Here is a 23,996-nt window from a genome sequence, read left to right as displayed (position 1 = left end):
CGTGAGCGCCGGTTCCGAAGGCGGCGGCGCGACGGCCGTTCGCCCGCCGCCCTTCGGAACGGGCCAGCGCATCCGCACCCGCGCGATCTGGGCGGTGTCCCTGTTCGCCGCCGCGATCCCGCCGGCCGTCGTGGGCTTCGGCATCTCGACGGCCACCGACGATCAAGTGAACGTCGCAATGCCCCTCGCCCTGCTGTTCTGGGTGCTGGGGTTTTTGTTTGCCCTGTGGGCTGCCGTACCGACGCTGCGCCACTGGGACGGCCTGCCGGCGCAGACGCGCTGGCTGGGCGCCCTCCCTCTTCTCTCGGTCTCTCTTTTCCTCAGCGTCGCGCTCTTCCTTCCGCTCCTGCGCTGACGGTCGCTGCGAATCGTTCTCGTTTGACGCACGTCAACGCGACCAATTGTGACTGCGGACAAAAAGCGCCTTGCGCCTGGAGTGAGTGCGCGGGAGACACCTACCCATGGACTACGAAGCCTTCTTCAACGGCCATCTGTGCCGCCTTCGCGACGAGGGGCGCTATCGCGTCTTCGCCGAACTGGAACGCATCGTCGGCGCCTTTCCCCGCGCCCGCCTGCATCGCGAGGGCGAAGCCCCGCGCGACGTCACGGTCTGGTGCAGCAACGACTATCTCGCCATGGGCCAGCATCCTGCGGTGGTCGAGGCCATGCAGGCCGCCATCGGCGCGCAGGGTTCGGGCGCCGGCGGCACGCGCAACATCTCGGGCACCAACACGCTGCATGCCGCGCTCGAACGCGAACTGGCGGCTCTTCACGGCAAGGAAGCCGCCCTCGTCTTCACCTCGGGCTATGTCGCCAACGAGACGACCCTGCAGACGCTGGGCGCCCTGCTGCCGGGTTGCGAGCTGTACTCCGACGCCTTCAACCACGCCTCGATGATCGCCGGCATCCGCCACTCCGGCGCGACCCGCCGCATCTTCCGGCACAACGATCCGCGCCATCTCGAGGAGCTTCTCGGCGCCGCCGATCCCGCGACGCCGAAGATCGTGGCCTTCGAGTCGGTCTATTCGATGGACGGCGACGTGTCGCCGATCGGCGAGATCTGCGACGTCGCCCATCGCCACGGTGCCCTCACCTATCTCGACGAGGTCCACGCCGTCGGCATGTACGGCCCGCGCGGCGCGGGCGTGGCCGAGCGCGACGGCGTGCTCGACAAGGTCGACATCGTCCAGGCGACGCTGGCCAAGGCGTTCGGCGTGGTCGGCGGCTACATCGCCTCGACCGCGGCCACGGTCGATTTCGTGCGTTCCTGCGGCTCGGGCTTCATCTTCACGACCTCCCTGCCGCCGGCGATCGCCGCCGCGGCCCTGGCCAGCGTCCGCCTGGTGAGCGGCCAGCCGGAGCTGCGCGTTCGCCACCAGGAACGCGCCGCCACCCTGAAGCGCCGCCTCGCCGCGGCCGGCCTGCCGGTGATGCCTTCGACCACGCACATCGTGCCGGTCTTCGTGGGCGATGCCGCGCTGTGCAAGCAGGCGAGCGACTTGCTGCTCGACCGTCACGCCATCTACGTGCAGCCGATCAACTATCCCACCGTGCCGCGCGGCACCGAACGCCTGCGCCTCACGCCGACGCCGCTGCACGGCGACGACGACATGACCCGCCTCGTCGCGGCCCTGCAGGATGTGTGGCACACGCTGGGCCTTAGCTCCCGGGCGGCGGCCGAATAGGCGCTAGGCTAGTCTCGGGTCCAGGCAGTGATCTTGCTGATCACGTCATCATGGAGTTTCTTCCATTGATCGAGGTGACCTGCGGGAAAATGAAGAATCACTTTGAGATCACGGAAAGGAATTTCCGATCGACACGTCGGCACAAGCCCCGGGCTATGAGGACGTCCGTCAACTCCTCCAAACCCACACCTTATTGTAAAACGAAACCCGTCACGCTCTGCGAGGAACTCATTTTCGTAGGGGTTGGGCCTCGGAAACCCGCCCACGAGTTCGATCAAGCCGAATGGGCCAGGCACCTCAACGGGAACAGGGCCGCCTCCTTTGATCCGATTGCGAACCGCCTGATCCCAGGAGATTGGTGGACCGTGCGCTGTCAGAGCAATGGAGGTCGTCGCCATTCCTCGAGACATTTCACCGAGAAAGAAACGACGGTTGTCGTCCGGCGTCGGTAATCTCAAGTCCGGCATCATGAGCGACATCGCAACGACGTCCTGTCGCAGCTTGCCTCGTCGGTAGATTTCGAGCGCCGCCTTTGGGAGGCAATAGGTACGCTTCCCCAACTGCATCTCTACGCAGTCTATTGGCTCCAGGGAGCTTGATGGCTGCGCAGTTGCGGATGCAACCGAGTAAAGCAGCAGACTACCCAACATTGCCGCCAATTGCAGCCAGCGCATGGCGAGACAGCGATACGCCCCATCCGAAGCGTCCATTCGTGGTGGCAAGGATGGCATTTGCTGCCCTACTCCACCGTCCGCATCGACCACAGGCGCGAGCGCAGCAGGACGATCGCGATCATCAGCAGCATCGCGATCGCGGGGATCAGCAGCGCGGCCTTGAGGCCCCAGATCGAGCAGATCGTGCCGGTGAGGAAGGCGCCGATCGGGCCGCCGCCGCTCAAGCCCAGTTGGAACAGCGACATCAGCCGCGCGCGGTGCGTGGCGGGCGCCACGATCTGCACCACTGTCCGGCTCTGCGTCATGGTGATGCCGGCGCCTAGGCCCCAGACGAAGATCAGCGCGAGGAAGACCGGGAACGGCGGCAGCGTCGCGAGGGACAGCAGGACCATAGCCCCTACGAGAACCGCGCCCCCGATCAGACGGCCGCGTAGCGTCAGGCGGCGCGCGAGACCGACCAGCGCCATGCTGGCCACGATGGTCGCGGCCCAGAAGGCCAGGTTCATGTAGGAGAGCTCGGCTGCGCCGCCGGCATAATGGTCGCGAATCGCCAGCGGCAGCACCGCCATGAACGGCCCGACATAGAAGATGCCGACCCCGAAGTTGAGCAGCAGGACCGGCCAGATCTGGTCCGACTTCGCGGCGGCCGAGACGCCCTCGCCGATGCTGCGCCAGAAGCCGGGGTGCTTGGTCTTCGGATGCGGCGGCGGGTCGGGGAGCCGGCGCACGAAGATGCAGCCCGCCAGCACCATGCCGGAATGCAGCAACAGGAGCGGCAGGGCGCCGAACCGATCGGCGGTCGAGGCGCAGGCGATGCCCAGCAGCTGGCCGCCGAACTGCAGCGCCGTCGCCAGCGCCACGGCCTTGGGAAGGCCGCCCTTGGGCGCCACGACCGGCAGCAGGGCATCGCGGGTCGGGATGGCGAAGGCGCCGATCGCGCCGGCGGCGATGCCGTAGGCGATCAGAAGCGGATAGCTCAGCCCGTCGGACCACAGGACCAGCGCCAGGGCGAGCGGCGGCAGGGCATAGATCAGGTGGTAGCGCAGCAGGAGCCGGCGGGCGTTGCCCCGGTCGGCGACCAGGCCGCCCAGCGGCAGGAAGAGCAGCGACGGGGCCATGACGGCCGCCTGCGCGACGCCCACGGCGAAGGCGTCCATGTGCAGGACCACTGCGACCAGCCACGGGAACAGCACCATCTGGATGCCGAGCGGCACGAACCAGGTGGCGAGACCCGCAAGATAGACCGGGAAAGCGTTGGCGGGGGGCTTGCCTTGATCCAAGGCACATCCATCTATATGTTGTAGGCACTTAGTGCCCGTTGCTCACGCGATAGTCAAAGGCGCCGAACGCAAGTGTCCACCTTCAATCGCAACACCCTGGTCAAGGTCCTCGAGATCCTCGACAGCAGCCACGCCCAGGAGGCGCTGGCAGCCGCCAAGCTCGCCTCGGCCATGGTGCGGGAAGCCGGCCTCACCTGGGACCAGGTGATCGACGACGCCGTCCTGCCGCGCGTCGCCGCCCCCTCCTTGCCGGCCCAGGAGACCGCCCAGGCCCGCACGCCCGGCGCCGGTCCGTTCGGCTACCGCCGCGAGCGCGAACTCTCGCCGCATGAGCAGTTCTTCATGGTGCTGCTGAGCCCGCGCACACCGGTCGACATCAAGCGCAAGCTGCGTTCGTGGGAAGGCCGCGTCCTCGACGGCGATATCACGCCGCAGGAAAGCGCCGACCTCCAGTTCATGTACCAGAGCTTCGTCGTCGGCTGATCGCGGACCTTCCTCACCTTCTGAGGAAGAACTGTACGGGCACGACGATCTCCAGGCTCTCGCCCGGCTGATCGTGAGGCAGCGGCGGCAGCGGCTGCGCCCGCTGCAACAGTTCGAGTCCTTCCTGGTCGAGCGCGGCGTGCCCCGACGGCCGCTCGATGCGGGCGGCGAGGATGCGGCCGTCGCGGCTCATCGTGAAGCGCACATAGGTCACGCCCTCGTGGCGCGACCGCTGCGCCTCCGACGGGTAGCGCTTGTGCCGTTCCAGGTGCCGCAGCAGCAGCCCCTTCCAGGTCGGCAGCGTGTTCGACGGCGGCTCGACCGAGGTGCCCGGCATCGGCGCCGCTGCGACCCTCGACTGCTCCGGCGCCGCCTGCGGGGCCGAGACCTTGGGCTGCGGCGGCTTCTTCTCCACCTTCTTCTTCTCGACCGGCTTGGGCGGCGGTGGCGGCTTGAGGTCGAGCGGCGGCGGCGGCTCGGGATCGGGCAAGGTCACCTCCGCCTGCACCGGCGGCGGCATCTCCACCGGCGGCGGCGGCTCGGGCTCGGGGATCACCTCGCTCAGTTCCGGCCCCGGCGGCGCCTCGTTGGGCAGCGCTTCCGGCGCCGCCGGCAACGGCGCCAGTTCCAGCATGATCGCCGCCGGCGGCGGCGAATACGGCACCTCGCCATGCACCCAGCCCAGCGCAATCCGGATCGCGCCCGCGTGCAGCGCCAGCACGAAGGCGAACGAACCGATCCAGCGAGCCGCCTCCCTCATCTCGGCAGCCCCCCAATCCGCACCACCTCATCCTGAGGAGCGTCCCACCGGGACGCGTCTCGAAGGATGGGCAACAGACGACACGTGGGCCGCCCATGCTTCGAGACGCCGCGCTGCGCACGGCTCCTCAGCATGAGGTGTACCTCCCTCATTGCTCCAACCCGACCAGCGCCACCTTCAGGTAGCCCGCCGTCCGCAGCACGTTCATCGCCTGCATCAGCTCGCCATAGGGCACCGCCTTGTCGGCCCGCAGGAAGATGCGCTCGTCCTTCTTGCCCCCCGTCGCCTCGTCCAGCGCCTTGGCCAGCGCCTCGCGGCTCACCGGCGTGTCCTTCAGCGTGAACGACAGGTCGTCCTTCAGGGTGAGATAGAGCGGCGTATCGGGCTTGGGCTGCCGCTCCGCCGTCGACACCGGCAAGTCGACCGGCACGTCCACGGTGGCCAGCGGCGCGGCCACCATGAAGATGATCAGCAGCACCAGCATCACGTCGATGAACGGCGTGACGTTGATCTCGTGGTTCTCCGCCAGCTCGTCGTCGCCGTGGTCCAGCTTCACCGACATCGGGCTACCTCCGTCCCAGGTCGCGCGAGACCAGCCGCAGCACCGCCGCCGAGGTGTCGCCGACCAGCGCCCGATAGGCCGTCACGCGGCGCGAGAAGTGGTTGTAGATCACCACCGCCGGAATGGCCGCCGCCAGCCCCAGCGCCGTCGCCAGCAGCGCCTCGGCGATGCCCGGTGCCACCACCGCGAGGTTGGTCGTCTGCGAACGCGAGATGCCGATGAAGGAGTTCATGATCCCCCACACCGTGCCGAACAGGCCCACGAACGGCGCCGTCGAGCCGATCGTGGCCAGCACGCCCGTGCCCTTCAGCATGCGCCGGCCGGTCGCCGCCTCCAGCCGCTCCAGCCGCGAGGCCACGCGCTCCTTCAGCCCGTCGCGATCGTCGACCGTGTCGACGCTCAGCCTCTGCTCGGCCTGCGCCGCCGCCACCAGGTCGCTGGCCGGCGCCTTGTCGAGCGAGGCCGCCGAATCCAGCCCGGCCAGCAGGCGCCGCTGCCGCCGCACCGCCATCGCCAGTTCCAGGCTCTTGGCCACGAACACCGTCCACGTCAGCACCGAGGCGAGCACCAGCCCGATCATCACCCCCTGCACCACCCAGTCCGCCGCCACGAACATGCCCCAGACCGACAGGTCCTTCGGCAGAACCGCCTGGGCCGGCGCTGCAGCGGGCGGCGCGGCAGCAGGCGCAGGCTCCGTCCCGGCCGGCAGCGCGGGATCGGCGGGTGCGGTCGTGGGCGCAGGCTCCGTCCCGGCGGGAGCTGCGGCCGCGGGCGGGGCAGCCTCTGTCGTCGCGGGCGCCTGCGCCAGGGCCAGCGACGGGAACAACAGAAGGACGAGCAGAAGACGACGAACAACCTTCATGAATACCATCGGCTATCGGGCATGACGTTGACAGACCAGGGCGAGCGGGCGGAGCCAGTGCGGCCGCCATGTCAGCGTGCAGACGACGGCGAAGGAGGCGACCGTCAGCGTGGTCGCCCACACCAGTGAGCCGAATCCCGGGCCGTCGCGCAGGAGCGCGAGGCACAGACCCGCGGCCAACGAGGCATAGCCGGCAACCCGCAGGCTGCCCGCGATGCCCGGCGGGCAATGGCGCTCGCCACAGAGATGGAGCCAATGCCGGTCCTGGCTGAGGGCGAGCAAGGCAAAGCCCAGGTAACAGAGGGCCAGCACGGCAACGATGAGGGCCGCCTCCATCAGTGCGGCTTGGCCGCGGGCGGCGCCGGCAGAGGCTCGATCCCCTGCGGCTGCACGACCGTCAGCGTCGTCACATAGTTCGCAAAGTCGTACGCCTGTTCGCCGCGCTTGCCGGGTGCGTTGTCGTCGTGATGCACCTCGAACACGTAAGCGCCGCGCCACGGGAGCTTGACCTCGAACTCTCCGTCGGCGCCGGTATGCTCTTCACGCCCCCACCCCGACGGGGTGACGACCACGACCTTCGCCTTGGCCAGCGGCTTGCCCTTGAAGACGACCTGGAACTTGTCGCCGCCGGCGGGGACGATATCGAGCGTCAGCGCCGCAGCGCGCGGGGCCCGATCCGGCACGAAGCGCGCGGCCGGCATGTAGATGCCGGTCTTGTTGTCCCGCTTGCGCTCGAAGGACGGCCAACGAACGTCCTCGGCAACGATGCTGTCGCCCCCGTCGATCCTGCCGGTGGCGACGTAGGCGTCGGCCGACTTCTGCACGGTCAACGGACGCTCGCCGCTCGATGAGACCGCCTTGGCCTGCGGCTGCAGCTTGTCGAGCGTCCCGGGTGAGGCTTCGCGCAGGTTCTCGCCGAACTCGCCGAAGTAGATCTTGCCGCCCTGCCCATCGACTTCGAGCCAGATGTGATGCGCCGAAGCCGGCACGGCAAACGACAGCGAGACTGCCGCCAAGGCGACGATGCCGAAGATGGATTTCATGACGATTGGCCCTCCAGAGGATGATGTCGGAATTGCTTGGATGCGGTTCCCTGCCGGCGGCGCTGCAGGCGCCACGCCGTGACCGCCGCTACAAACCCGCCGGCCAGCAGCACGAGGTCCATGCCGGCGACCGCGAGCTTGCCGTCGCCCCAGGCCTGCACGACGTGGCCGGTCGTGGCTCCATTGAGCACGACGGCAAGGATGCACAGCCCGGCCGCCACCCAGCATTGGTCGATCCAGGCGGCGCCCCGCCGGCCCCAGCTATGCGCGAAGCTCAGCCCCCAGACGGTGAAGAAGGCCCAGATCTCGAGTTCGTAGCGGGCGCCGCCCAGGAAGGTCGCGCCCGAGGGCAACAGCCGATTGGCGACGAAGAAGGCGAGCGTCGCCAGGACCATGCCGCCGGTGCCGCCGACCGTCAGGCCCTCGACAAAGCCGACGCCCTTCAAACCAGCCGACGCATGCGCCTTGCGCCGCGACTCGATCCAGAAGAGGAAGCCAGTGACGATGAGGACGCAGCCCAGCAGGCCGAGCGCGAAGTAGAGCCAGCGCAGGGTCCAGTGGCGAAACTGCGCGAAGTGCAAGCCGGTCAGGAACTGCTGCACCTGCGACGTCTCGCGGATGTAGGTGCGGTACAGCACGGCCCCGGTCGCGGCATCGAAGAAGAAGGGGTCGGTGCGCATCGCCACCTCGGCCTCGATCGACGGTCGCACCTCGACATAAGAATTCCGGTCGCCGTGGTGGAAGACCCGCACCAGGCCGGGCGACAGGCCGCCCCAGGCTTCACGGGCCGTCGCGACCATTGCGTCGAGCGAGCCGAGCGGCGGCCCCGGCTGATTGAGGCGCGGGCGGCTGAACACATCGTAGGTGTCGCGCACATAGCCGGAGCGGCCGCCTTCGAACGCCACCCAGACGCCCGACGGATAGTAGACGGACGCCAGGATGGTCACGCCCGAGAACGACATGACGAAGTAGAAGAGGAAGCCCAGCGTTCCCGTGGTGTTGTGCAGATCGAGCAGAAGGCGCTGCGGCTGGCGTGAACGGCGCAAGGTGAAGAAATCGACGAAGATCTTGCGATGGATGATCACGCCGGAAATGCAGAGGGCCATCATCGCCACACCGGCCAGGCCGGTGAGCCAGGTGCCGAGATTCCACATCCTGAGATGCAGCGTGTGATGGAACGGGAAGAAAAACCGCGTGCCGGCCCAGCTCTCGGCCGGCGCGACCGGCTTCAGGGTGAGCGGATCGAAGAGCGTCCGTTCGAAGCCCCCTCGTCCGCGATAGCCGATCCAGAGTGCCGGATCGCGCGGTGTCGGCATGACGATGGCCCAGGGCGCGGTGCGCGGCGAGAGCCGTCCCGCCTCCTCCCGCAGGCCGTCGATCGCGATCGGCTCGCCGGCATAGACCAACCGCGTCGAGGGATTCATCCAGCGATCGATCTCGCGGTCGAAGACGCAGAGCGTGCCGGTCCAGAAGACCGCGAACAGCAGCAGACCGACAATCAGACCGGACCAGGTATGCAGCCATCCCATCGATTCGCGGAAGCTCGTGCCCATCTCAGGCGCCACCGATCAGGGTGGGAAGAAAGCCGATGCCTGTCCCCGCCGCCGTGACGAACAGGAGGGTGCCCACCATCCGCCCCAATCGGCGCGCAGCGGCCGCCCAGAGCGCCAGTCCCACATAGACAAGGAAGCCCAGGATGCTACAGACCGTGAAGGCGTCGCTCTTGTTCACGCCCGCTAGGATCAGCCCCGCGACGCCCGCCGCCACCACCGCGGCACTGGCGGCGTAGGCGCCGAACACGATGGCAAGGACGCGCACGACCACCTTGCCGGCACCGACGGGTGCGGAGGAGGACGTAGAGGCAGCCTTCGCCATGGAGCCGCTAGAAATCCGCGGTCAGCGACAACAGGAAGGTGCGCGGCTGGTTCTGGAAGAAGAACGAGGTCGTCGCGATCCAGTAATTGGCATCGAACACGTTGATGACGTTCGCCCGCAGCGTGACCGGCTTGCCGTCCGCGCGGTCGAACGTGTAGCGCAGGCCGGCATCGAACCGAGTCCAGGGCGGCGCTGCCTGGGTGTTCGCGGCATTGAGGTAGACTTGGCCGTTGTAGACGGCCCGGCCCATCACGCCGAGGCCTTTGACATAGGGCGTATCCCAGTCGAGCCCCAGCGAGGCTTGGAAGGGTGTCGTCCCGACCGCCTGCTTGCCGTTGGTCAGGCCGCCCTGGGTGTTTGTCTGGATAGCGTCGAGAAGCGTGAGACCGCCCAGCAGTTTGAGGCCCGGCGCCGGTTCGCCGAAGGCGATGAACTCGATGCCCTGGTTGCGCTGCTGTCCGTTGGTAACGAGCGTGTTGGTCGCCAGATCCGTGTAGGAACTCGGCAGGGTGATCTGGAAGGCACTCACCGTGGCGCCGACATAGCCGAAGTCGACCTTCACACCGACTTCGAACTGATTGGTGACGAAGGGCGGGAACTGCATGCCGGCATTGGTGAGACCCGCGCCCGCCACCGGTCCCTGCTGTAACGCCTGGATGTAGTTGCCGTACACCATGACTTCCTTCGCCGGCTTGAAGACGAAGGAGGCCGACGGCGACACGACGCTCTGATTGTTGCCGTTGGTCGGCAGGCCGGTCACCGTGCTGTAGTTTGCCGTCTGCAGGCGCTGCAGGCGCGCCCCACCGATGATCTGGAACATGTCGTCGTTGAACGACAGAGCGTCGACGATGCCGATGCTTCCGTAGACGGAATCCGACGTGAGCGGCGGCCCCTGGGTCCGGAATCCGAAAAAGCTCGGCTGCGAAATGAACGTCGGATTGTAGAGGTTGGAATTCAGTCTGGTCGCGATCGGATTGTTGAACGTGTAGTTCTGGGTCTTGAGATAGTCGCCGACCAGCGCTGCCTCGTGCTTGATCGGACCCGTATGGAACTTGGCACGCAACCCTGCCTCGAGGGACAACGCTTCGACCGTCGACATGTATTGACCGGCCGACGAGATCGTCGTGTTGCCGTTGTAGTTCACGATGTTCTGGTTGAAGTAGACCGACGTGTAGTTGCTGCGCCGCGCACCGGCCTTGATGAAGCCGGTCAGACCTTCGACGATGTCGTGCTCGAAACGCAGCGCACCATAAACGTCGTTGCCCTGCAGCCGCTCCCATGGCTGGTAGGAGCTCTGGCGCGCATAGGGAGCCGGCGGCAGCTGGACGCCGGGCGCCAGGAAGATGCCGCCCTGGAAAGCGCCCACGTCGCGCTTGAGGTAACCGAGATCAGCGTCGATACGCGTGCGGTCGCTGCGGTAGTCGAAGCCGAGGGTGAGCGCCAGGCGCTCGGCGTTCTGGTTATTGACGGCCGTGTCGCCCGAATAATACGTCCCGCCGGCGCGCAGACCGAGTTCGTTGTCGGGACCGAATCGGCGCCCGACGTCCAGCGAACCGCCGAGTTGAGAGTCGGAATTGAAAAGAAGGGTGCCTTGTGTGATCGGCGCGTCGGTCGCGCGTTTCGGGACCAGATTGATGGTGCCGCCGACGGCGCTGGGCAGCGCACCGTTCAGGAACGCCGTGGGGCCACGGAAGACCTCGACCCGCTCAATGCCCGTCATATCGGCCTGGTTGGGCACGATGCCGTAGAGACCCCCCAGGCCGAAGTTGGGATTGAGCACCGTGATGCCGCGGATCATGACGCGGTCGTCGAAGACGTTGCCGTTGGGGATGCCCGAGCGCAGCGTCGGATCGCCGGCGAGGACGTCGGTCAGCGTGCGGGCCTGCTCGTTCTGGATGTACTGGTTGGTGTAGGTCGTCTCGCTGAATGGCGTGTCCATGTAATCCCGGTTGCCGAGCAGGCCGACCTTGCCGCCGCGCGCAACCTGTCCGCCGGCATAGGCCGGCGACTGGTTGCCGATCTCGCCCTGCGGCGGGGTGGTCGGCACGGCCTGCACGCGAACCGGATCGAGGATCAGCGTACTGGAGCCCGGCACGCCGGCCGGCGCCGGCACAGGAGCGCCGGCAACGGTGACTGCATTGGCCGATGTGAACTGATAGGTGAGGCCCGATCCCGACAGGAGTTGGCGTAACGCCTGATCCGCCGTCATCGAGCCGGCTACCGGGGCACTGGTCTTGCCCGCCACGGCCGCGGAATCGACGGCGATCTGCATGCCCGACTGGCGGCCGAAGGCCATCAAGGCCTGAGAGAGCGGCTGCGCCGGAATGTCGAAAGTCGTCGTCCGGCTGGCCTGCGCCTCAAGCGGGGCCTGGCCTGCTCCCGCCCCCGTCTGTGCGAATGCGCTGGGAGCTCCCATCGCCAGGGCGACTGTGGCGATGGCAACTGCTTGGGCGACGCTACCGGACCGGTCCTGCAACACAACGAACTCTCCCCGCTGCTCCTGACCGGCGGGCCATGGAGACGCTGAACTGACGCGAACGATTCGCGTTCGCGATCAGAGGACGCGCGGAGCGGCGCGGATTTAAGGGGCGCCCGAAGAAATATTCAGGGTTTCGACGATGAGACGATCGTGAGGTATGGCGAGATCTCAAGGACCGAACCGTGCTGGGTACGGGCGACCGTGTGCAGCGCTTCGAGCGGACGGCGGAGATCGAAGACGCCGGTGATGCGGCGGTCCGCCAGGCTGCGGTCGCTCACCACGATGACACCGCGATGATGGCGACCCAACTCGTCCACGACCTCGCCCAGAGTGGCGCCGTCGACGACGAGCCTGTGTTCGCGCCACGACGCGACGTCCTCGGGAGAGACCTGCGAGCGCGTAAACGCCCCCTGCCTGTCCACCACCATGCGCTCGCCCCGCATCAGGGTGGACAACACGTTTCGCTCGCTGCCGGAGACAAGGACCTCGACGGTCCCCGACTGAACGGCGACGGACACGCCGTCCCGCGACGAACCGACATCGAAGGCCGTGCCCTTGACGGTGACTGCCACGTTGCCGGCCGTCACGACGAAAGGCCTGTCGCGGGCGGATACGACCTTGAAGAACGCCTGTCCCGCCAACAGTTCGACTTCGCGACGGCCCTTGTCGTAACGAACGGCGATGGCGCTGGCGGCATCGAGATACACGATGCTGCCATCCTCGAGCGTGAGTTCGCGCAGCTCGGCAACGCCGGTCAGATGATCGGCCTCGAAGTGCAGCCTCAGGGTCGGGAAGAACCAGAGGGCGACACAGGCCGCGAAGGCCGCTGCCGAGATCCCCCAGGCGCGTCGCGTCCGCCGAACGCGCGACAGCTCAACGACCCCGTGCGACGAGGAAGGCGCCGCCAACGGCAGCACGCCCGAAAGCATCCAGACCCGCTCGACACTGCGATAAGCACGGCGATGCGCCTCGCTGGACGCCAGCCACGCCTCCAGTCCTGCGCGGGCAGCGGAATCCTGCGGCGCGGCGTTGATGCGCACCAGCCACTCCACCGCCTCGCTGCGCAGGAGATCGCTATCGTCCACGTCGGAAGTCACCCGTCTCCAAATCCACTCGCCCGCTCCGGACGATCACCACGGACAGACGGCGGGCGATGTCGACTTTTAAGGGCGCCACCGGGAAACTTCCACGGGATCAGCCATCCATGCCATCCAAACGCCGTGCGGCATGGAGGATCGCATCTTTCACGAGTTGGTGCGCTCGCACGACGGAGACACCCAGCCGGTCCCCCACCTGCTGGAGCGTGCAGCCCTGCAGGCGATACATGGTGAAGGCGATACGCGTCCGCTCGGGCAACTCGGCGAGCGCGTCGGTCAGGATCCGCAGTTCGTCGCGATAGTGGAGGACATCCTCGGCCGTGGGCCCGTCCTGGGCGACCTGCTCCAGCGCCGGCGCCTGCCCCGTCGAAGCGACGTCCGAGGTCCGGTGGACCCAGTCGAGCGCAAGGTTGCGAACGATGCGGTAGAGGTAGCTGACGGGACTGGTGATCAGCCTCTCATCGCTGCTGGCGGAGCTGAACCGAAGATAGGCCTCCTGCACGACGTCTTCCGCGCCCGCCCGGTCCCTGACGATGCCGTTCGCGTAGGCCACGAGCGAGCCACGATGCTCCAGGTACAGAGCCAGGGTCGGATCCGCCGAACTCACGCCCACCACCACCCCTATATGCGAATAATTATCAATTCACTTATACGGAAGGCCCGGAGTGGCGGCAAGCATCACGAGCCGCGATGTCCAAGAGGACGCGATGGAGCCGTCAGGCCGCAAGCAGAATGTTCTGCTCCCGCTCCAGCACGCGCTTTACGGCCGGCCGTGCGAGCATGCGGTCCTTCCAGGCCGTGTAGTTCGCGAGCTCCTCCACCGGCAGGCCGGTGCGTTTGCCCCAGCCGTAGAAGACCAGTGCATAGCCGTCGACTACCGAGAACTCGTCGCCCAGAAGCCAGGTCCTCCCCGCCAGGAGACCGTCGATCTCCTTGAGGTTGGCGAAGAAGTTGTCTCGGCCCACCGCCTTGAGATGGTCGAACACGGCGGTGTCCGTGGCGAAACGCTCCGGCCGCCCGATATGGGTGAAGTTCGGATGCACGGCGTTGGAGAACCACGCCATCAGCGACAGGGCTCGGGCGCGCTGGACCGGATCCCGGGGCATCAGATGCGGCGCGTACTTGGTGGCGACGTAGTCCAGGATCGCCGTGTTCTCGACGATCGTGCCCTCGTCTACCACCAGCGCCGGCACACGACCGCGCGGGTTGACCTTCAGATACTCCGGCGTCCGCTGCTCGCTCTTGGCGAAGGAAAGCGCCTGCGAATCGTACTTCGCGCCGCTTTCCTCGAGCCCGATGTGCGATGCGGTCGAGCAGGCGCCGGGGGCGAAATAGAGCTTGAGCATGTGTGCCTCTGGAAAGCTAGAGCGGACGGGTTGCGCCGGCAGGCCGGTTGCGGTGCAGGAATTCGCGGCCGATCTTGACGCGCTTCTCGCCATCGTATTCGACGATGTCGGCCGTGGCGTAGGTTTCCGACCAGTTCGACGGCAGGAACGAGCCCGAGCCCACGACGTCGATCGGCGCCTTGGCCTCGGCCATGATCCGGCACTTGGCCGGGCCGAAGCCGGAAGACGCAACGATCTTCACCTTGTCGAAACCGTTGCGGTCGAGTTCGGCCCGCAGGTGGAAGATCGCCGCGGCCGAAACGCCGGTCCCGACGAGGTAGCGGAGCTCCTCCTCGCTGCGGTAGCCGCGGATCGATTCCGGAGAGAAGCGCTCCAGCACGGCATAGGAGGACGCGGGATCTAGGCCCTCGAGGTAACGGCCGCCGGTCGTGTCGAGGCGCAGCGACAGGTTTCCCTGGGCCGCCAGCTCGGGGAAGCGCCGGCAGACTTCGAGCGAGTCGGAGATCTCGCGGGCGAAATAGTCGACCAGGACCGTCATCCCTTCGGTCGGAAAGGTCTCGTGGAACATCTCGGCGGCGCGCAGCGTCGAACCGGCATAGCCGATCAGGGCATGCGGCATGGTTCCCAGGCCGAATTCGCGGCCGAAGTAATGCGCCGTGGCGTGCGTGGCGTTGCCGATGAAGCCGATGGCGCCGACCTTGCGCTTGGCGCGAGCCGAACCGACGGAGGCGGCATAGGCCATCATCTCGGCCATCTCCTGGCCGGCACAATGACGCGCATCCATGGCGAGGAAGGCCGACTTCGGCATGTCCGCGCACATCGTCCAGGCATTATAGGCGGCGACGCAGGCGGGTCCGAGCTTCTGCAGGAAGATCGTCTCGAGATCGACGAGATGAAAGAACGAGCCGGTGATGTACATCATCGGTTCGCCGGCACCGACCCATTTGCCCTCGCGGTAGCGCAGGTCGAGTTCCACCGTCGCATTGCGGGCGCGGCAGGTTTCCTCCAGCCATTCCAGCGCGAGCCGCGGCGCGAACACCACCGGGCGGCGCATGAAGATGGCGTAGGTGACCTGGCAGTCGCCGAACTTGCCGACCACCTGCTTCGAGCGATTGAAGTAGTGGTCGGTATAGCGTTCGATCTCGCCATTCTCAGGATGCGTCATCGGCCCTCCCCGGGCTTTCGTGCGCTTAGCCGGTGACGTCGGTCAGATGGCCGGGCGCGCCCTTGCGACGGACAGGCGCTCCGCCTTGAGCTGCTCGGCGAGCAGGAAGGCGAGTTCCAGCACCTGGCTGGCGTTGAGCCGCGGGTCGCACTGCGTCTCGTAGCGTTCGTTGAGGTTGTCGACGGTGATGTCCGTCGAACCGCCGATGCACTCCGTGACTTCCTGGCCGGTCATCTCGAAATGAACACCGCCGGGGTGAGTGCCCTCGGCACGGTGCACGGCGAAGAAGTCCTTCACCTCGCGCAGGATGGCATCGAAATGGCGCGTCTTACGGCCGTTCGAGGCGGTGACCGTATTGCCGTGCATCGGGTCGCAAGACCACACAACCGTGCGGCCTTCACGCTTCAGGGCGCGGACCAGCGCCGGAAGCTTGTCGCCCACCTTGTCGGCGCCCATGCGGGCGATGATCACGATGCGGCCCGCCTCGTTCGACGGGTTCAGCGTGTCGATCAGGCGCAGCAGATCGTCGGTCGGCAATGTGGGGCCGGCCTTGAAGCCGATCGGATTCCGGACGCCGCGCAGGAATTCGACATGGGCGCCGTCGGGCTGGCGCGTGCGGTCGCCGATCCACAGCATGTGGGCCGAGCAATCGTACCACTCGCCCGACGTCGAATCGACGCGGGTCAGCGCCTCTTCGTACTGCAGCAGCAGCGCCTCGTGGCTGGTGAAGAAATCGGTCTCGGCGATCTGCGGCGTCGTCGCGGAACTCAGGCCGCAGGCCGCCATGAAGTTCAAGGTCTCGTCGAGACGCGCAGCGAGGTCTTCGTAGCGCGCCGAGGCGGGCGAACTGCGCACGAAGTCGAGGTTCCAGCGGTTGACCTCATGCAGGTCGGCATAACCGCCCTGGGCGAAGGCACGCAGCAGGTTGAGCGTGGCAGCCGACTGGTTGTAGGCCTGCACCATGCGCTCCGGATCGGGCAGGCGCGCGGCAGCGGTGAACTCGAAGCCGTTCACGTTGTCGCCGCGATAGGACGGCAACTCGACGTCGCCCACCTTCTCGACGTTGGACGAGCGCGGCTTGGCGAACTGGCCCGCCATGCGGCCGACCTTCACGACGGGCACCCCGGCGCCATAGGTCAGGACTACGGCCATCTGCAGCAGCACGCGGAACGTGTCGCGGATGTTGTTGGCGGTGAAGTCGGCGAAGCTCTCGGCGCAGTCGCCGCCCTGCAGCAGGAAGGCCTCGCCATTGGCGATCTTGGCCAGCGACGCCTTGAGCTTGCGCGCCTCGCCGGCAAAGACCAGCGGCGGGTAGCGGCGCAGGCGCGACTCGGCGTTCGCCAGGGCGGCGGCGTCCGGATAGACCGGCATCTGCAGGGCCGGCCGGCTGCGCCAGCTGGTCAGCGACCAGTCGGCGGCACTGGAACTGCGGGACTGCCCTTTTGCGGCGGCCCGCGAATCGGTCCTGGATTGACCCTGGATCGCGGTCATCGACTCCTCCTCGACCCGCGGGCCGAAGGGGCCGGCGGGGTGGGTGAACCTATACGTGCTGTGGATAAAAAACCAGCCGGCAGGCCGGCCCCGTTCTACTCCGCGGCTGCCCGTGTCGGGGTCGAATCCGGCCGCGCCGTGCGCATCGTCACGAACTCCTCGCCCGCGGTCGGGTGGATGCCCACGGTGGCGTCGAAATGGGCCTTTGTGGCCCCCGCCTTCATGGCGACCGCCAGGCCCTGGATCAACTCGGCTGCATCGTCGCCCACCATGTGGATGCCGACCACCCGGTCGGTCGAGGCCTCGACGATCATCTTCATGAAGGTGCGCTGGTGGCGGCCGGAGACCGTGTACTTCATCGGCCGGAACGCCGCCGTGTATATGCGCAGTTCGCCCAGCTGCAGCTTCGCCTGCTCCTCGCTCAGGCCGACATTGGCCATCTCGGGCTGGCAGAAGACCGCCGAGGGCACGTCGTGGTGATTGGCCTTCCGCGGCTTCTTGCCGAACTCGGTGTCGGCGAAGCAGTGGCCTTCCATGAGGGCGACCGGCGTGAGGTTGATGCGGTCGGTCACGTCGCCCACCGCCCAGATGTTGTCGGCCGTTGTCTTCGACCACTCGTCGACTGCGATCGCGCCCGCCTTGTTGAGTTGCACGCCCGCCTTCTCCAGCCCGATGCCGGAGGTATTGGGCGCGCGGCCGGTGGCGTACATCACGCAGTCTGTCTCGAACATGCCACCCATCGGCGTGTGGACCTCGAACGCGCCGCCCTGGCCGTCTTCGCCCTTGGCGACGATGCGCGCGATTTCCATCTCGGTGCGCATGCGGATCCCGCTGTCCTTGAGGGCTTCGTGCACGAAGGTGCGGCATTCCTCGTCGAAGCCTCGCAGGACACGGTCGCGCCGCAGCACGATGTCGACCTTGGCACCCAGCCCGCGGAAAATGCCGGCGAACTCGACGGCGATGTAGCCCGCGCCGACGATGGTTATATGCTTGGGCAGCTCCGGCAGATGGAAGGCATCGTTGGACGTGATCGCCAGTTCGGAGCCCGGAATCGACGGGATGACCGGATGACCGCCCGTGGCGATCAGGATCTTCTCCGCCGTGATCGTCTCGTCACCGACCTGGATCGTGTGTCGGTCCATCAGGCGGCCACGGCCCATGTGCAGCTTGACCCCTGCCCCCTCGAGCAGGCGCAGGTAGAGCGCGTTCAGCCGGTCGACTTCGTTGTTCACGTTGTCTCGCAGCGTCGTCCACGAATGGGTCGGTTCCGGCACGGTCCAGCCATAGGCCGCCGCATCCTCGAACTCGTGCGCGAACTTGGAGCCGTACATCAGGAGCTTCTTCGGCACGCAGCCGCGGATCACGCAGGTGCCACCGACGCGGTAATCCTCGCAGATGCCGACGCGCGCGCCGTGGGTCGCGGCGATTCGCGACGCCCGTACGCCGCCCGAGCCGGCGCCGATGACAAAGAGATCGTAATCATAGGCCATGGGTTATCCCCAGAGAGAACAAAACCTCAACGCGGCCATAATTCGGTCGCCGGGCAGACTATATCCGCGCCTAGACCCGCCGGTAAGGGAAATGGCGCGTGCATTGCCGTCTCCTGATACAACCAAGAGGATCGACGATGCCGAGACTTTCCCTGCTTGCGACTGGATTCCTGCTCCTGGCGGGCCCCGCCCTCGCCGCCCCGGGCGACGCGCCTGCGCCCCAGAGCACCCAAAGCGCGCCCGCGCCCCGGCCGGCACGCACCGATGGCGGCGTCATGCGATACGACGCAAACAAGGACGGCGCAGTCACGCTCGACGAATGGAAGGCCGGCCAGCAGGCGCGGTTCAAGAGGCTGGACACCAACGGCGACGGCAAGCTCAGCCCGGACGAGCTGTTCGCCCGCACCCCGGCGGCCGGCAACAGCGTGCTGCCGACCGACCGCCAGGCCGGCCGCCAGTCGAGCTACTTCCAGCTTCTCGATGTCGACAAGGACGGCTCCGTCACGCTGACGGAGTTCCTGGCGGGGAGCGAGCGCAACTTCACGCGCTGCGACCTCGACAAGAATGGCCGGATCGATACGGCCGAGTGCCGACAGGCCCTCCAGCGCAAGCCGGCGGATCGCTAGCCGCCCCTCCTGCTCCAAAGAAAAAGGCCGCCGGTACTACCGGCGGCCCTTCGCTAGGTTCGAAAGAGGCTCAGGATCCCTCGGCCGACATGACGTCGCCGAACAGATCCCAGGTCTCGCCCTTGAAGCGCGCGAGCTGGACCGACTGGATCGGGTAATAGTCGGTCGGGCTGGTGCTGATCGTGATGCCCGGCAGCAGCATCGGCAGCTTGTACTTCTGGTAATTGGCGGCCTGCTTCATGACATTCTCGCGCGTGAGCGTGTCGCCGCACTTCTTAAGCGTCTCGAGCATCAGGTTGGAGACGGCATAGCCGAACACGTGGTTGGCGTCGGCCTTGTTGGCGCCGGGCATCCACTTGTCCATCCAGGCGCTCCACGCCTTGAAGGCGTCGTTGCTTTCCCACTGCTTGTCCGTGGGATCCATCAGGTATTGTGCCGTGATGATGCCCTGGCTGTTGTCGAGGCCGGCCGGCTTCATCACCGAGCCCACCGAGGCCGACACGTTGTTCAGATACTGCGCCGGCTTCCAGCCGATGTCGGCCGCCTTGCGGATCGCCTGGGCCGCGGCCTTGGGCGTCGCGATGTTGAAGAAGACGTTGGCGCCGGAGTCCTTCAGCTGGATGATCTGGCTGTCGACCGTCGGGTCGGTGACCTCAAAGGTGACGTGCTTGACGATCTTGCCGGTCTCCTTGCCAAGGCCCTCGCGGAAGCCCTCGTAGTAGTCCTTGCCGTAGTCGTCGTTCTGCATCAGGACGCCGATCTTGGCGTCCTTGACGTTGGCCAGGATGTGCTTGGCATAGACGACGCCCTCGGTGTGGTAGTCGGGCTGGAAGCCCATCGTCCACGGGAACTCCTTGGGCTTGCCCCACTTCGAGGCGCCGGTGGCGACATAGAGCTGCGGCACCTTCTTCTGGTTCATGTAGCGATGGATCGCCGTGTTGGTCGGCGTGCCCAGCGTGTTGAAGAGGCACAGGACCTTGTCCTGCTCGACGAGCTGGCGGACCAGTTCGACCATCTTCGGCGGCGAGTAGCCGTCGTCGCGCGTGATGAAGTTGATCTTGCGGCCGTTGACGCCGCCGGCGTCATTCACCGACTTGAAGAAGGCTTCGATCGTCTTGCCGATCTGGCCGTAGGACGATGCCGGACCGCTATAGGGGCCGGTGTGGCCGATCTTGATTTCGGAGTCCGTCGCTCCGTCGTCGTACTTCTTCTGCGCGAAGGCGGAATTCGCGCCCAACACCGCGAACGCCGAAGCGCCCGCCACAAAACCACGCCTGCTTGTACGCATTTCTTTCCTCCCAATTGACTCAGGCCTGACGGAGCTTCGTCCGAATTTTGGCCAGAAAGAAGGCCGCCTTCCGGCGACCTTCCGATGAAGAGGCCCGGGTTACGCCCGTGCACCCCGCAGCTTGCGGTAGACCATGTAGAGCCCGCCGGCGATGCCCATCGGCATCAGGTAGATGATCGCGATCAGCAGCACGCCGAAGACGGTGTAGGCCGAGAGGTCGAACGGCAGGCCGAGGTCGTTGCGGATGAACTGTGTCAGCGACTGCGCCGAATTGTCGACCAGGACGTAGAAGATGCCGCCGAGCACCGAACCGAACAGGGAGCCGATGCCGCCCACGACCAGGCCGATCAGGAACTTGATCGACAGGAAGATGCCGAAGCTGTCGGGCGCCACGAAGGCGATGGCGCAGGCCGAGAGCGCTCCGGCGATGCCGGTATAGGCCGCGCTGATGCCGAAGGTCACCGTCTTGTAGAGGGCCGTGTCGATGCCCATCGTGTCGGCCGCCATGTACTGGTCGCGGATCGCCATCATGGCGCGACCGCTGCGGCTGTTCAGCATGTTCGCCGCGCCCCAGAACAGCACGATCATGACCAGCAGACAGAAGTAGTACAGCCACTGGTCTTCGCTGAGCGGCAGGCCGAAAGGCACTTCCGGCTTCATCAGCACGATGCCCTGCACGCCGCCGGTCAGGCCTTCGAGCCATTTGTATTTCAGGATCTGCGGCACCGCGAGCGCCAGCGCGAATGTCGCGAGCGCGAGATAATGCCCCTCGAGCTTGAGGGCCGGCAGGCCGAACAGGTAGCCGACGATGAAGCAGACGATGGCCGCCGCCGGGATCGTCGCCCAATAGGGCACGTTCAGCTTGTCCATCAGGATCGCCGCCGTATAGGCACCGACCGCGTAGAACGCGCCGTGACCCAGCGAGAACTGGCCGTTGAAGCCGGTCAGCAGATTCAGGCCCAGCACTGCGATCGCGGCGATGATCATGGTGCTGATCAGGAACAGGCGGTAGTTGGAGACCACATCCGGAAAGACCGGCTGCAGCAGCGGCACCAGCACCGCGAGGACAATGACGCCCAGCACCCATTTTTTCGACGAGGCGGCCATGGTCAGACCCTCTTCACGACGACGCGACCGAACAGGCCGGCGGGCTTAACCGTCAACACGAAGATCACGATGATGAGCGCCACCGTGAGCTTCTCGCCGTTGCCGATGATGTAGATGCCCGTCGCCTTCTCGATCTGGTTGCCCGCATAGGCGACCATGTTCTCGAGGATGCCGACGATGAAGCCGCCCGCCACCGCGCCGGCGGGGTTGGAGATGCCGCCGACCAGGGCGCTGGCGAAGGCATAGAGCAGGATGCCGCCCATCATGTTGGGCTCGAGATAGACGATGTGGGCGACCATGATGCCGGCCACGGCTCCGACCGAGGCCGCGAGGCCCCAACCTAGGGCGAGCATCCAGTCGACACGAACGCCCACCAGCCGCGCCATCTGCGGGTTCTGGGCCGCCGCGCGCATGGCGAGGCCGAGCGGCGTGTAGCGGAAGAAGACGAACAGGAGCCCGAGCACGATCAACGTGACCAGGACCACGCCCAGCTGATGGGGGCCGATCACGCCGGCAATGCCGAACTCGGCCTTGGGGAACGGCGACGGGAATTCCTTGATCAGGTAGCTCCAGAAGGCGCCGGCCATCGAGTTGAAGATCGCCAACAGGCCGATGAACACCACGATGATCGACAGGACCGGGGCATTGTGCAGCGGTCTGAGAATGAGCCGCTCGATCAGCACGCCCATGGCGAAGGAGATCAGCACGGTGAGGATGAAGGCGACCCAGAAGCTCATCCCCCAGTCCATGAGCTGCCAGGAGATGTAGGCGCTGAACATCGCCATCTCGCCCTGGGCGAAATTGATATGGTCGGTCGACACGTAGATCATGACCAGCGCGAGGGCGACGCAGGCATAGATGGCGCCGTTTGCGAGCCCCGAGGCGATCTGCTGAAGAAACTGTTCCATTTACATCTGCCTCAGTAGCCGAGGTAGGATTTGCGGACGTTTTCGTCGTTCTTCACGACGTCCGACGGACCCGACATCACGACCTTGCCGGTTTCGAGCACATAGGCGTGCGTGGCGAGGTCGAGCGCGAGGGCGGCGTTCTGCTCGACCAGCAGGATGCTCACCTTCTCTTCCTCGTTGATGCGGCGCAGGATGCGGAAGATTTCCAGCACGATCAGCGGCGCCAGGCCGAAGGACGGCTCGTCGAGCAGCATCAGCCGCGGCTTCAGCATCAGGGCGCGGGCGATGGCCAGCATCTGCTGCTCGCCGCCCGACAGCGTGCCGGCCTGCTGCTGGATGCGTTCCTTGAGACGCGGGAAGTAGACAAAGACGCGTTCCAGCTCGTCCTTGACCGCCTGCTTGTCCTTGCGGGTATAGGCGGCGATGCGCAGGTTCTCGTCGACGGTGAGTGTGGTGAACGTGCCGCGTCCCTCCGGAACGTGGGCGATGCGCCGACGCACGATCTCTTCCGTCGCCATGCCACGGATGTTCTTGCCGTCGAAACGAATCGTGCCGTCGGTACGGACCATGTTGCAGATCGCCCGCAGGGTCGTCGTCTTGCCGGCGCCGTTGGCGCCCAGCAGCGTCGTGATCCCGCCCATGGGAATCTCGAAGCCGACGTCATAGAGCGACTGGGTCTGGCCGTAAAAGGCCTTCAGGCCGCTCACCTCGAGTAACGCAGCCATCACGCGGTCCCCAGATAGGCGCGGATCACTTCCGGATCGCGTTGCACTTCCGCCGGCGTGCCGTCGGCGATCTTCCTGCCGAAATCGATGGCCACCACCTTGTCCGACACCGACATGACGAGGCTCATGTGATGCTCGACGAGCAGCACCGTGACGTGCTGCAGATCGCGGACACGCTTGATCTGGTGCTTCAGCACCTCGATCTCGTCATGGTTCAGGCCGGCCGCCGGCTCGTCGAGCAGCAGCAGCTTGGGGCTGGAGGCCAGCGCGCGCGCCAGCTCGACGCGCTTGCGGATCGGGAACGGCAAGGGCCCCGCCAGCGCGTTGGCGAAGGGCGCGAGGTCCATGAAGGACACCAGTTCCTCTGCGCGCCGCGTGATCGCTTCTTCCTCGACCTTGACCTTGGGCACGCGCAACGCGTTCTCGAGGAAGCTGGTCGAGCTCACGCTGTGGCAACCGACCTTCACGTTGTCGAGGACCGACATCTTGTCGAACAGGGCGACGTTCTGAAACGTCCGCCCGATACCGATCCTGGGGATGGCATGCCTCGGCTGGTCGAGGATCGTCCTGCCCTCGAACTGTACGTCGCCGGAATTCGGCGTGTAGAGCCGGCTCAGGCAGTTGAATAGTGTGGTCTTGCCGGCACCGTTGGGCCCGATCAGACCGGCGATCTGCCCCGGAAAGACGTCGAAGGACACCCCATCGAGCGCGACGATTCCGCCGAACCGGACGGACACGTCGCGCACGCTGAGAAGCGGCGTGCCGCGGGATGAGATTGGTTCTGCCATGAAGATACTGGTTTCGCCGGCCGGCGCATTACACGCGCCGACGTGGCGAAATTACCCTTGCCTCCCAAGTACTTGCGACCCTTCTACGGAGTCTGCATGTAGCGAACGATGACGTATCCGGCGGTGGGACGCAACTCAAATGGCGAAGCGCCATGCTTTCGGCGCGATTGCGCCGCACGTTTGCGCGGCTTTGCAGACATTGACACGCCGTCCATTGCAACCGATACGAAAACTCCCCCTCCAAAAGCGGGCTCACCGCCGA

The 23,996-nt window shown here is 66.3% G+C and carries 24 protein-coding genes; 4 read left to right on the top strand and 20 right to left on the bottom strand.

Translation table 11 applies throughout. The annotated features are described in order from the left end of the window. Position 1 precedes the first annotated feature (1 nt). Positions 2-355 carry a hypothetical protein gene (locus tag ACO07K_RS07650; protein WP_422035317.1) on the top strand — a complete coding sequence of 118 codons (354 nt, stop codon included), beginning with the start codon at positions 2-4 and terminating at the stop codon, positions 353-355. A gap of 106 nt (positions 356-461) precedes the next feature. Then, complete coding sequence (gene hemA, locus ACO07K_RS07645; protein WP_422035316.1) at positions 462-1,685, top strand: 5-aminolevulinate synthase; 1,224 nt, start codon at positions 462-464, stop codon at positions 1,683-1,685. A gap of 739 nt (positions 1,686-2,424) precedes the next feature. Here hemA and ACO07K_RS07640 read toward each other — a convergent pair. Beyond that, complete coding sequence (locus tag ACO07K_RS07640; RefSeq protein ID WP_422035315.1) at positions 2,425-3,639, bottom strand: MFS transporter; 1,215 nt, start codon at positions 3,637-3,639, stop codon at positions 2,425-2,427. 72 nt (positions 3,640-3,711) lie between these two features. Here ACO07K_RS07640 and ACO07K_RS07635 point away from each other — a divergent pair, with 72 nt between their 5' ends. Then, complete coding sequence (locus ACO07K_RS07635; RefSeq protein WP_422035314.1) at positions 3,712-4,122, top strand: hypothetical protein; 411 nt, start codon at positions 3,712-3,714, stop codon at positions 4,120-4,122. Between the two features lie 13 nt (positions 4,123-4,135). On the opposite strand, the gene ACO07K_RS07630 is transcribed toward ACO07K_RS07635, so the two are convergent. The 14 genes from ACO07K_RS07630 to gor all read right to left on the bottom strand — a co-directional run bounded on the left by ACO07K_RS07630 (position 4,136) and on the right by gor (position 18,292). Continuing rightward, a complete protein-coding gene (locus tag ACO07K_RS07630) occupies positions 4,136-4,882 on the bottom strand; it encodes an energy transducer TonB family protein (protein ID WP_422034302.1) in 747 nt (248 codons plus the stop codon). A 148-nt stretch (positions 4,883-5,030) separates the two neighbouring features. Continuing rightward, positions 5,031-5,444, bottom strand: a complete 414-nt coding sequence (gene exbD / locus ACO07K_RS07625; protein ID WP_422035313.1) for a TonB system transport protein ExbD — start codon at positions 5,442-5,444, stop codon at positions 5,031-5,033. Between the two features lie 4 nt (positions 5,445-5,448). Next, a complete protein-coding gene (gene exbB / locus ACO07K_RS07620; RefSeq protein WP_422035311.1) occupies positions 5,449-6,306 on the bottom strand; it encodes a tonB-system energizer ExbB in 858 nt (285 codons plus the stop codon). A gap of 12 nt (positions 6,307-6,318) precedes the next feature. Continuing rightward, positions 6,319-6,642: a DUF3325 domain-containing protein gene (locus tag ACO07K_RS07615; protein WP_422035310.1), complete on the bottom strand. Its 324-nt coding sequence runs from the start codon at positions 6,640-6,642 to the stop codon at positions 6,319-6,321. Beyond that, positions 6,642-7,349, bottom strand: coding sequence for a DUF4198 domain-containing protein (locus ACO07K_RS07610; RefSeq protein ID WP_422035309.1), 708 nt, complete (start codon positions 7,347-7,349; stop codon positions 6,642-6,644). Before ACO07K_RS07610 ends, ACO07K_RS07615 begins: the two co-directional genes overlap by 1 nt. Next, on the bottom strand, positions 7,346-8,902 hold the full coding sequence (locus ACO07K_RS07605) for a PepSY-associated TM helix domain-containing protein (RefSeq protein WP_422035308.1): 1,557 nt from the start codon (positions 8,900-8,902) through the stop codon (positions 7,346-7,348). Before ACO07K_RS07605 ends, ACO07K_RS07610 begins: the two co-directional genes overlap by 4 nt. 1 nt (position 8,903) lies before the next feature. Then, the gene (locus ACO07K_RS07600) at positions 8,904-9,167 is read right to left on the bottom strand and encodes a hypothetical protein (RefSeq protein ID WP_422035307.1); all 264 of its coding nucleotides are present in this window, start codon (positions 9,165-9,167) and stop codon (positions 8,904-8,906) included. A gap of 64 nt (positions 9,168-9,231) precedes the next feature. Next, positions 9,232-11,520, bottom strand: coding sequence for a TonB-dependent siderophore receptor (locus tag ACO07K_RS07595; RefSeq protein ID WP_422035306.1), 2,289 nt, complete (start codon positions 11,518-11,520; stop codon positions 9,232-9,234). 308 nt (positions 11,521-11,828) lie between these two features. After that, on the bottom strand, positions 11,829-12,788 hold the full coding sequence (locus tag ACO07K_RS07590; RefSeq protein WP_422035305.1) for a FecR family protein: 960 nt from the start codon (positions 12,786-12,788) through the stop codon (positions 11,829-11,831). A gap of 109 nt (positions 12,789-12,897) precedes the next feature. Beyond that, a complete protein-coding gene (locus tag ACO07K_RS07585) occupies positions 12,898-13,407 on the bottom strand; it encodes a sigma-70 family RNA polymerase sigma factor (RefSeq protein ID WP_422035304.1) in 510 nt (169 codons plus the stop codon). A 109-nt stretch (positions 13,408-13,516) separates the two neighbouring features. After that, positions 13,517-14,146: a glutathione S-transferase family protein gene (locus tag ACO07K_RS07580; protein WP_422035303.1), complete on the bottom strand. Its 630-nt coding sequence runs from the start codon at positions 14,144-14,146 to the stop codon at positions 13,517-13,519. 16 nt (positions 14,147-14,162) lie between these two features. Continuing rightward, positions 14,163-15,311, bottom strand: coding sequence for a hypothetical protein (locus ACO07K_RS07575; protein WP_422035302.1), 1,149 nt, complete (start codon positions 15,309-15,311; stop codon positions 14,163-14,165). A 42-nt stretch (positions 15,312-15,353) separates the two neighbouring features. Further along, complete coding sequence (locus ACO07K_RS07570) at positions 15,354-16,802, bottom strand: class II 3-deoxy-7-phosphoheptulonate synthase (RefSeq protein WP_422035301.1); 1,449 nt, start codon at positions 16,800-16,802, stop codon at positions 15,354-15,356. A 95-nt stretch (positions 16,803-16,897) separates the two neighbouring features. Next, complete coding sequence (gene gor, locus ACO07K_RS07565) at positions 16,898-18,292, bottom strand: glutathione-disulfide reductase (protein WP_422035300.1); 1,395 nt, start codon at positions 18,290-18,292, stop codon at positions 16,898-16,900. Positions 18,293-18,429: 137 nt separating this feature from the next. On the opposite strand from gor, the gene ACO07K_RS07560 reads away from it, so the two are divergent. Beyond that, the gene (locus tag ACO07K_RS07560; protein WP_422035299.1) at positions 18,430-18,918 is read left to right on the top strand and encodes an EF-hand domain-containing protein; all 489 of its coding nucleotides are present in this window, start codon (positions 18,430-18,432) and stop codon (positions 18,916-18,918) included. Positions 18,919-18,988: 70 nt separating this feature from the next. Here the strand turns inward: ACO07K_RS07560 and ACO07K_RS07555 are convergent, their stop codons facing one another. From ACO07K_RS07555 to ACO07K_RS07535, 5 genes are all read right to left on the bottom strand, one after another. Then, positions 18,989-20,206 carry an ABC transporter substrate-binding protein gene (locus tag ACO07K_RS07555; protein WP_422035298.1) on the bottom strand — a complete coding sequence of 406 codons (1,218 nt, stop codon included), beginning with the start codon at positions 20,204-20,206 and terminating at the stop codon, positions 18,989-18,991. A 99-nt stretch (positions 20,207-20,305) separates the two neighbouring features. Continuing rightward, positions 20,306-21,313, bottom strand: coding sequence for a branched-chain amino acid ABC transporter permease (locus ACO07K_RS07550; protein ID WP_422035297.1), 1,008 nt, complete (start codon positions 21,311-21,313; stop codon positions 20,306-20,308). Between the two features lie 2 nt (positions 21,314-21,315). Beyond that, positions 21,316-22,221 (bottom strand): branched-chain amino acid ABC transporter permease, encoded by a 906-nt coding sequence (locus ACO07K_RS07545; RefSeq protein ID WP_422015044.1) that lies wholly within the window; start codon positions 22,219-22,221, stop codon positions 21,316-21,318. Between the two features lie 11 nt (positions 22,222-22,232). Then, a complete protein-coding gene (locus ACO07K_RS07540) occupies positions 22,233-22,946 on the bottom strand; it encodes an ABC transporter ATP-binding protein (RefSeq protein ID WP_422035296.1) in 714 nt (237 codons plus the stop codon). Beyond that, positions 22,946-23,734, bottom strand: coding sequence for an ABC transporter ATP-binding protein (locus ACO07K_RS07535; protein ID WP_422035295.1), 789 nt, complete (start codon positions 23,732-23,734; stop codon positions 22,946-22,948). The genes ACO07K_RS07540 and ACO07K_RS07535 overlap by 1 nt, the downstream gene beginning before the upstream one ends. Between the last annotated feature and the right edge of the window lie 262 nt (positions 23,735-23,996).

The organism is Reyranella sp., assembly GCF_965228225.1.
Classification (GTDB): domain Bacteria; phylum Pseudomonadota; class Alphaproteobacteria; order Reyranellales; family Reyranellaceae; genus Reyranella.
Note: the sequence above shows the minus strand (reverse complement) of the source record. Positions and strands in the feature narration are given on the sequence as shown.

Coding starts and splice junctions, on each gene's coding strand:
- hemA (WP_422035316.1), top strand. CDS start 462: ATGGACTACGAAGCCTTCTTCAACGGCCATCTGTGCCGCCTTCGCGAC.
- ACO07K_RS07630 (WP_422034302.1), bottom strand. CDS start 4,882: ATGAGGGAGGCGGCTCGCTGGATCGGTTCGTTCGCCTTCGTGCTGGCG.
- exbD (WP_422035313.1), bottom strand. CDS start 5,444: ATGTCGGTGAAGCTGGACCACGGCGACGACGAGCTGGCGGAGAACCAC.
- exbB (WP_422035311.1), bottom strand. CDS start 6,306: ATGAAGGTTGTTCGTCGTCTTCTGCTCGTCCTTCTGTTGTTCCCGTCG.
- ACO07K_RS07615 (WP_422035310.1), bottom strand. CDS start 6,642: ATGGAGGCGGCCCTCATCGTTGCCGTGCTGGCCCTCTGTTACCTGGGC.
- ACO07K_RS07610 (WP_422035309.1), bottom strand. CDS start 7,349: ATGAAATCCATCTTCGGCATCGTCGCCTTGGCGGCAGTCTCGCTGTCG.
- ACO07K_RS07605 (WP_422035308.1), bottom strand. CDS start 8,902: ATGGGCACGAGCTTCCGCGAATCGATGGGATGGCTGCATACCTGGTCC.
- ACO07K_RS07595 (WP_422035306.1), bottom strand. CDS start 11,520: ATGGCCTTCGGCCGCCAGTCGGGCATGCAGATCGCCGTCGATTCCGCG.
- ACO07K_RS07580 (WP_422035303.1), bottom strand. CDS start 14,146: ATGCTCAAGCTCTATTTCGCCCCCGGCGCCTGCTCGACCGCATCGCAC.
- ACO07K_RS07575 (WP_422035302.1), bottom strand. CDS start 15,311: ATGACGCATCCTGAGAATGGCGAGATCGAACGCTATACCGACCACTAC.
- ACO07K_RS07570 (WP_422035301.1), bottom strand. CDS start 16,802: ATGACCGCGATCCAGGGTCAATCCAGGACCGATTCGCGGGCCGCCGCA.
- gor (WP_422035300.1), bottom strand. CDS start 18,292: ATGGCCTATGATTACGATCTCTTTGTCATCGGCGCCGGCTCGGGCGGC.
- ACO07K_RS07560 (WP_422035299.1), top strand. CDS start 18,430: ATGCCGAGACTTTCCCTGCTTGCGACTGGATTCCTGCTCCTGGCGGGC.
- ACO07K_RS07555 (WP_422035298.1), bottom strand. CDS start 20,206: ATGCGTACAAGCAGGCGTGGTTTTGTGGCGGGCGCTTCGGCGTTCGCG.
- ACO07K_RS07550 (WP_422035297.1), bottom strand. CDS start 21,313: ATGGCCGCCTCGTCGAAAAAATGGGTGCTGGGCGTCATTGTCCTCGCG.
- ACO07K_RS07545 (WP_422015044.1), bottom strand. CDS start 22,221: ATGGAACAGTTTCTTCAGCAGATCGCCTCGGGGCTCGCAAACGGCGCC.
- ACO07K_RS07540 (WP_422035296.1), bottom strand. CDS start 22,946: ATGGCTGCGTTACTCGAGGTGAGCGGCCTGAAGGCCTTTTACGGCCAG.
- ACO07K_RS07535 (WP_422035295.1), bottom strand. CDS start 23,734: ATGGCAGAACCAATCTCATCCCGCGGCACGCCGCTTCTCAGCGTGCGC.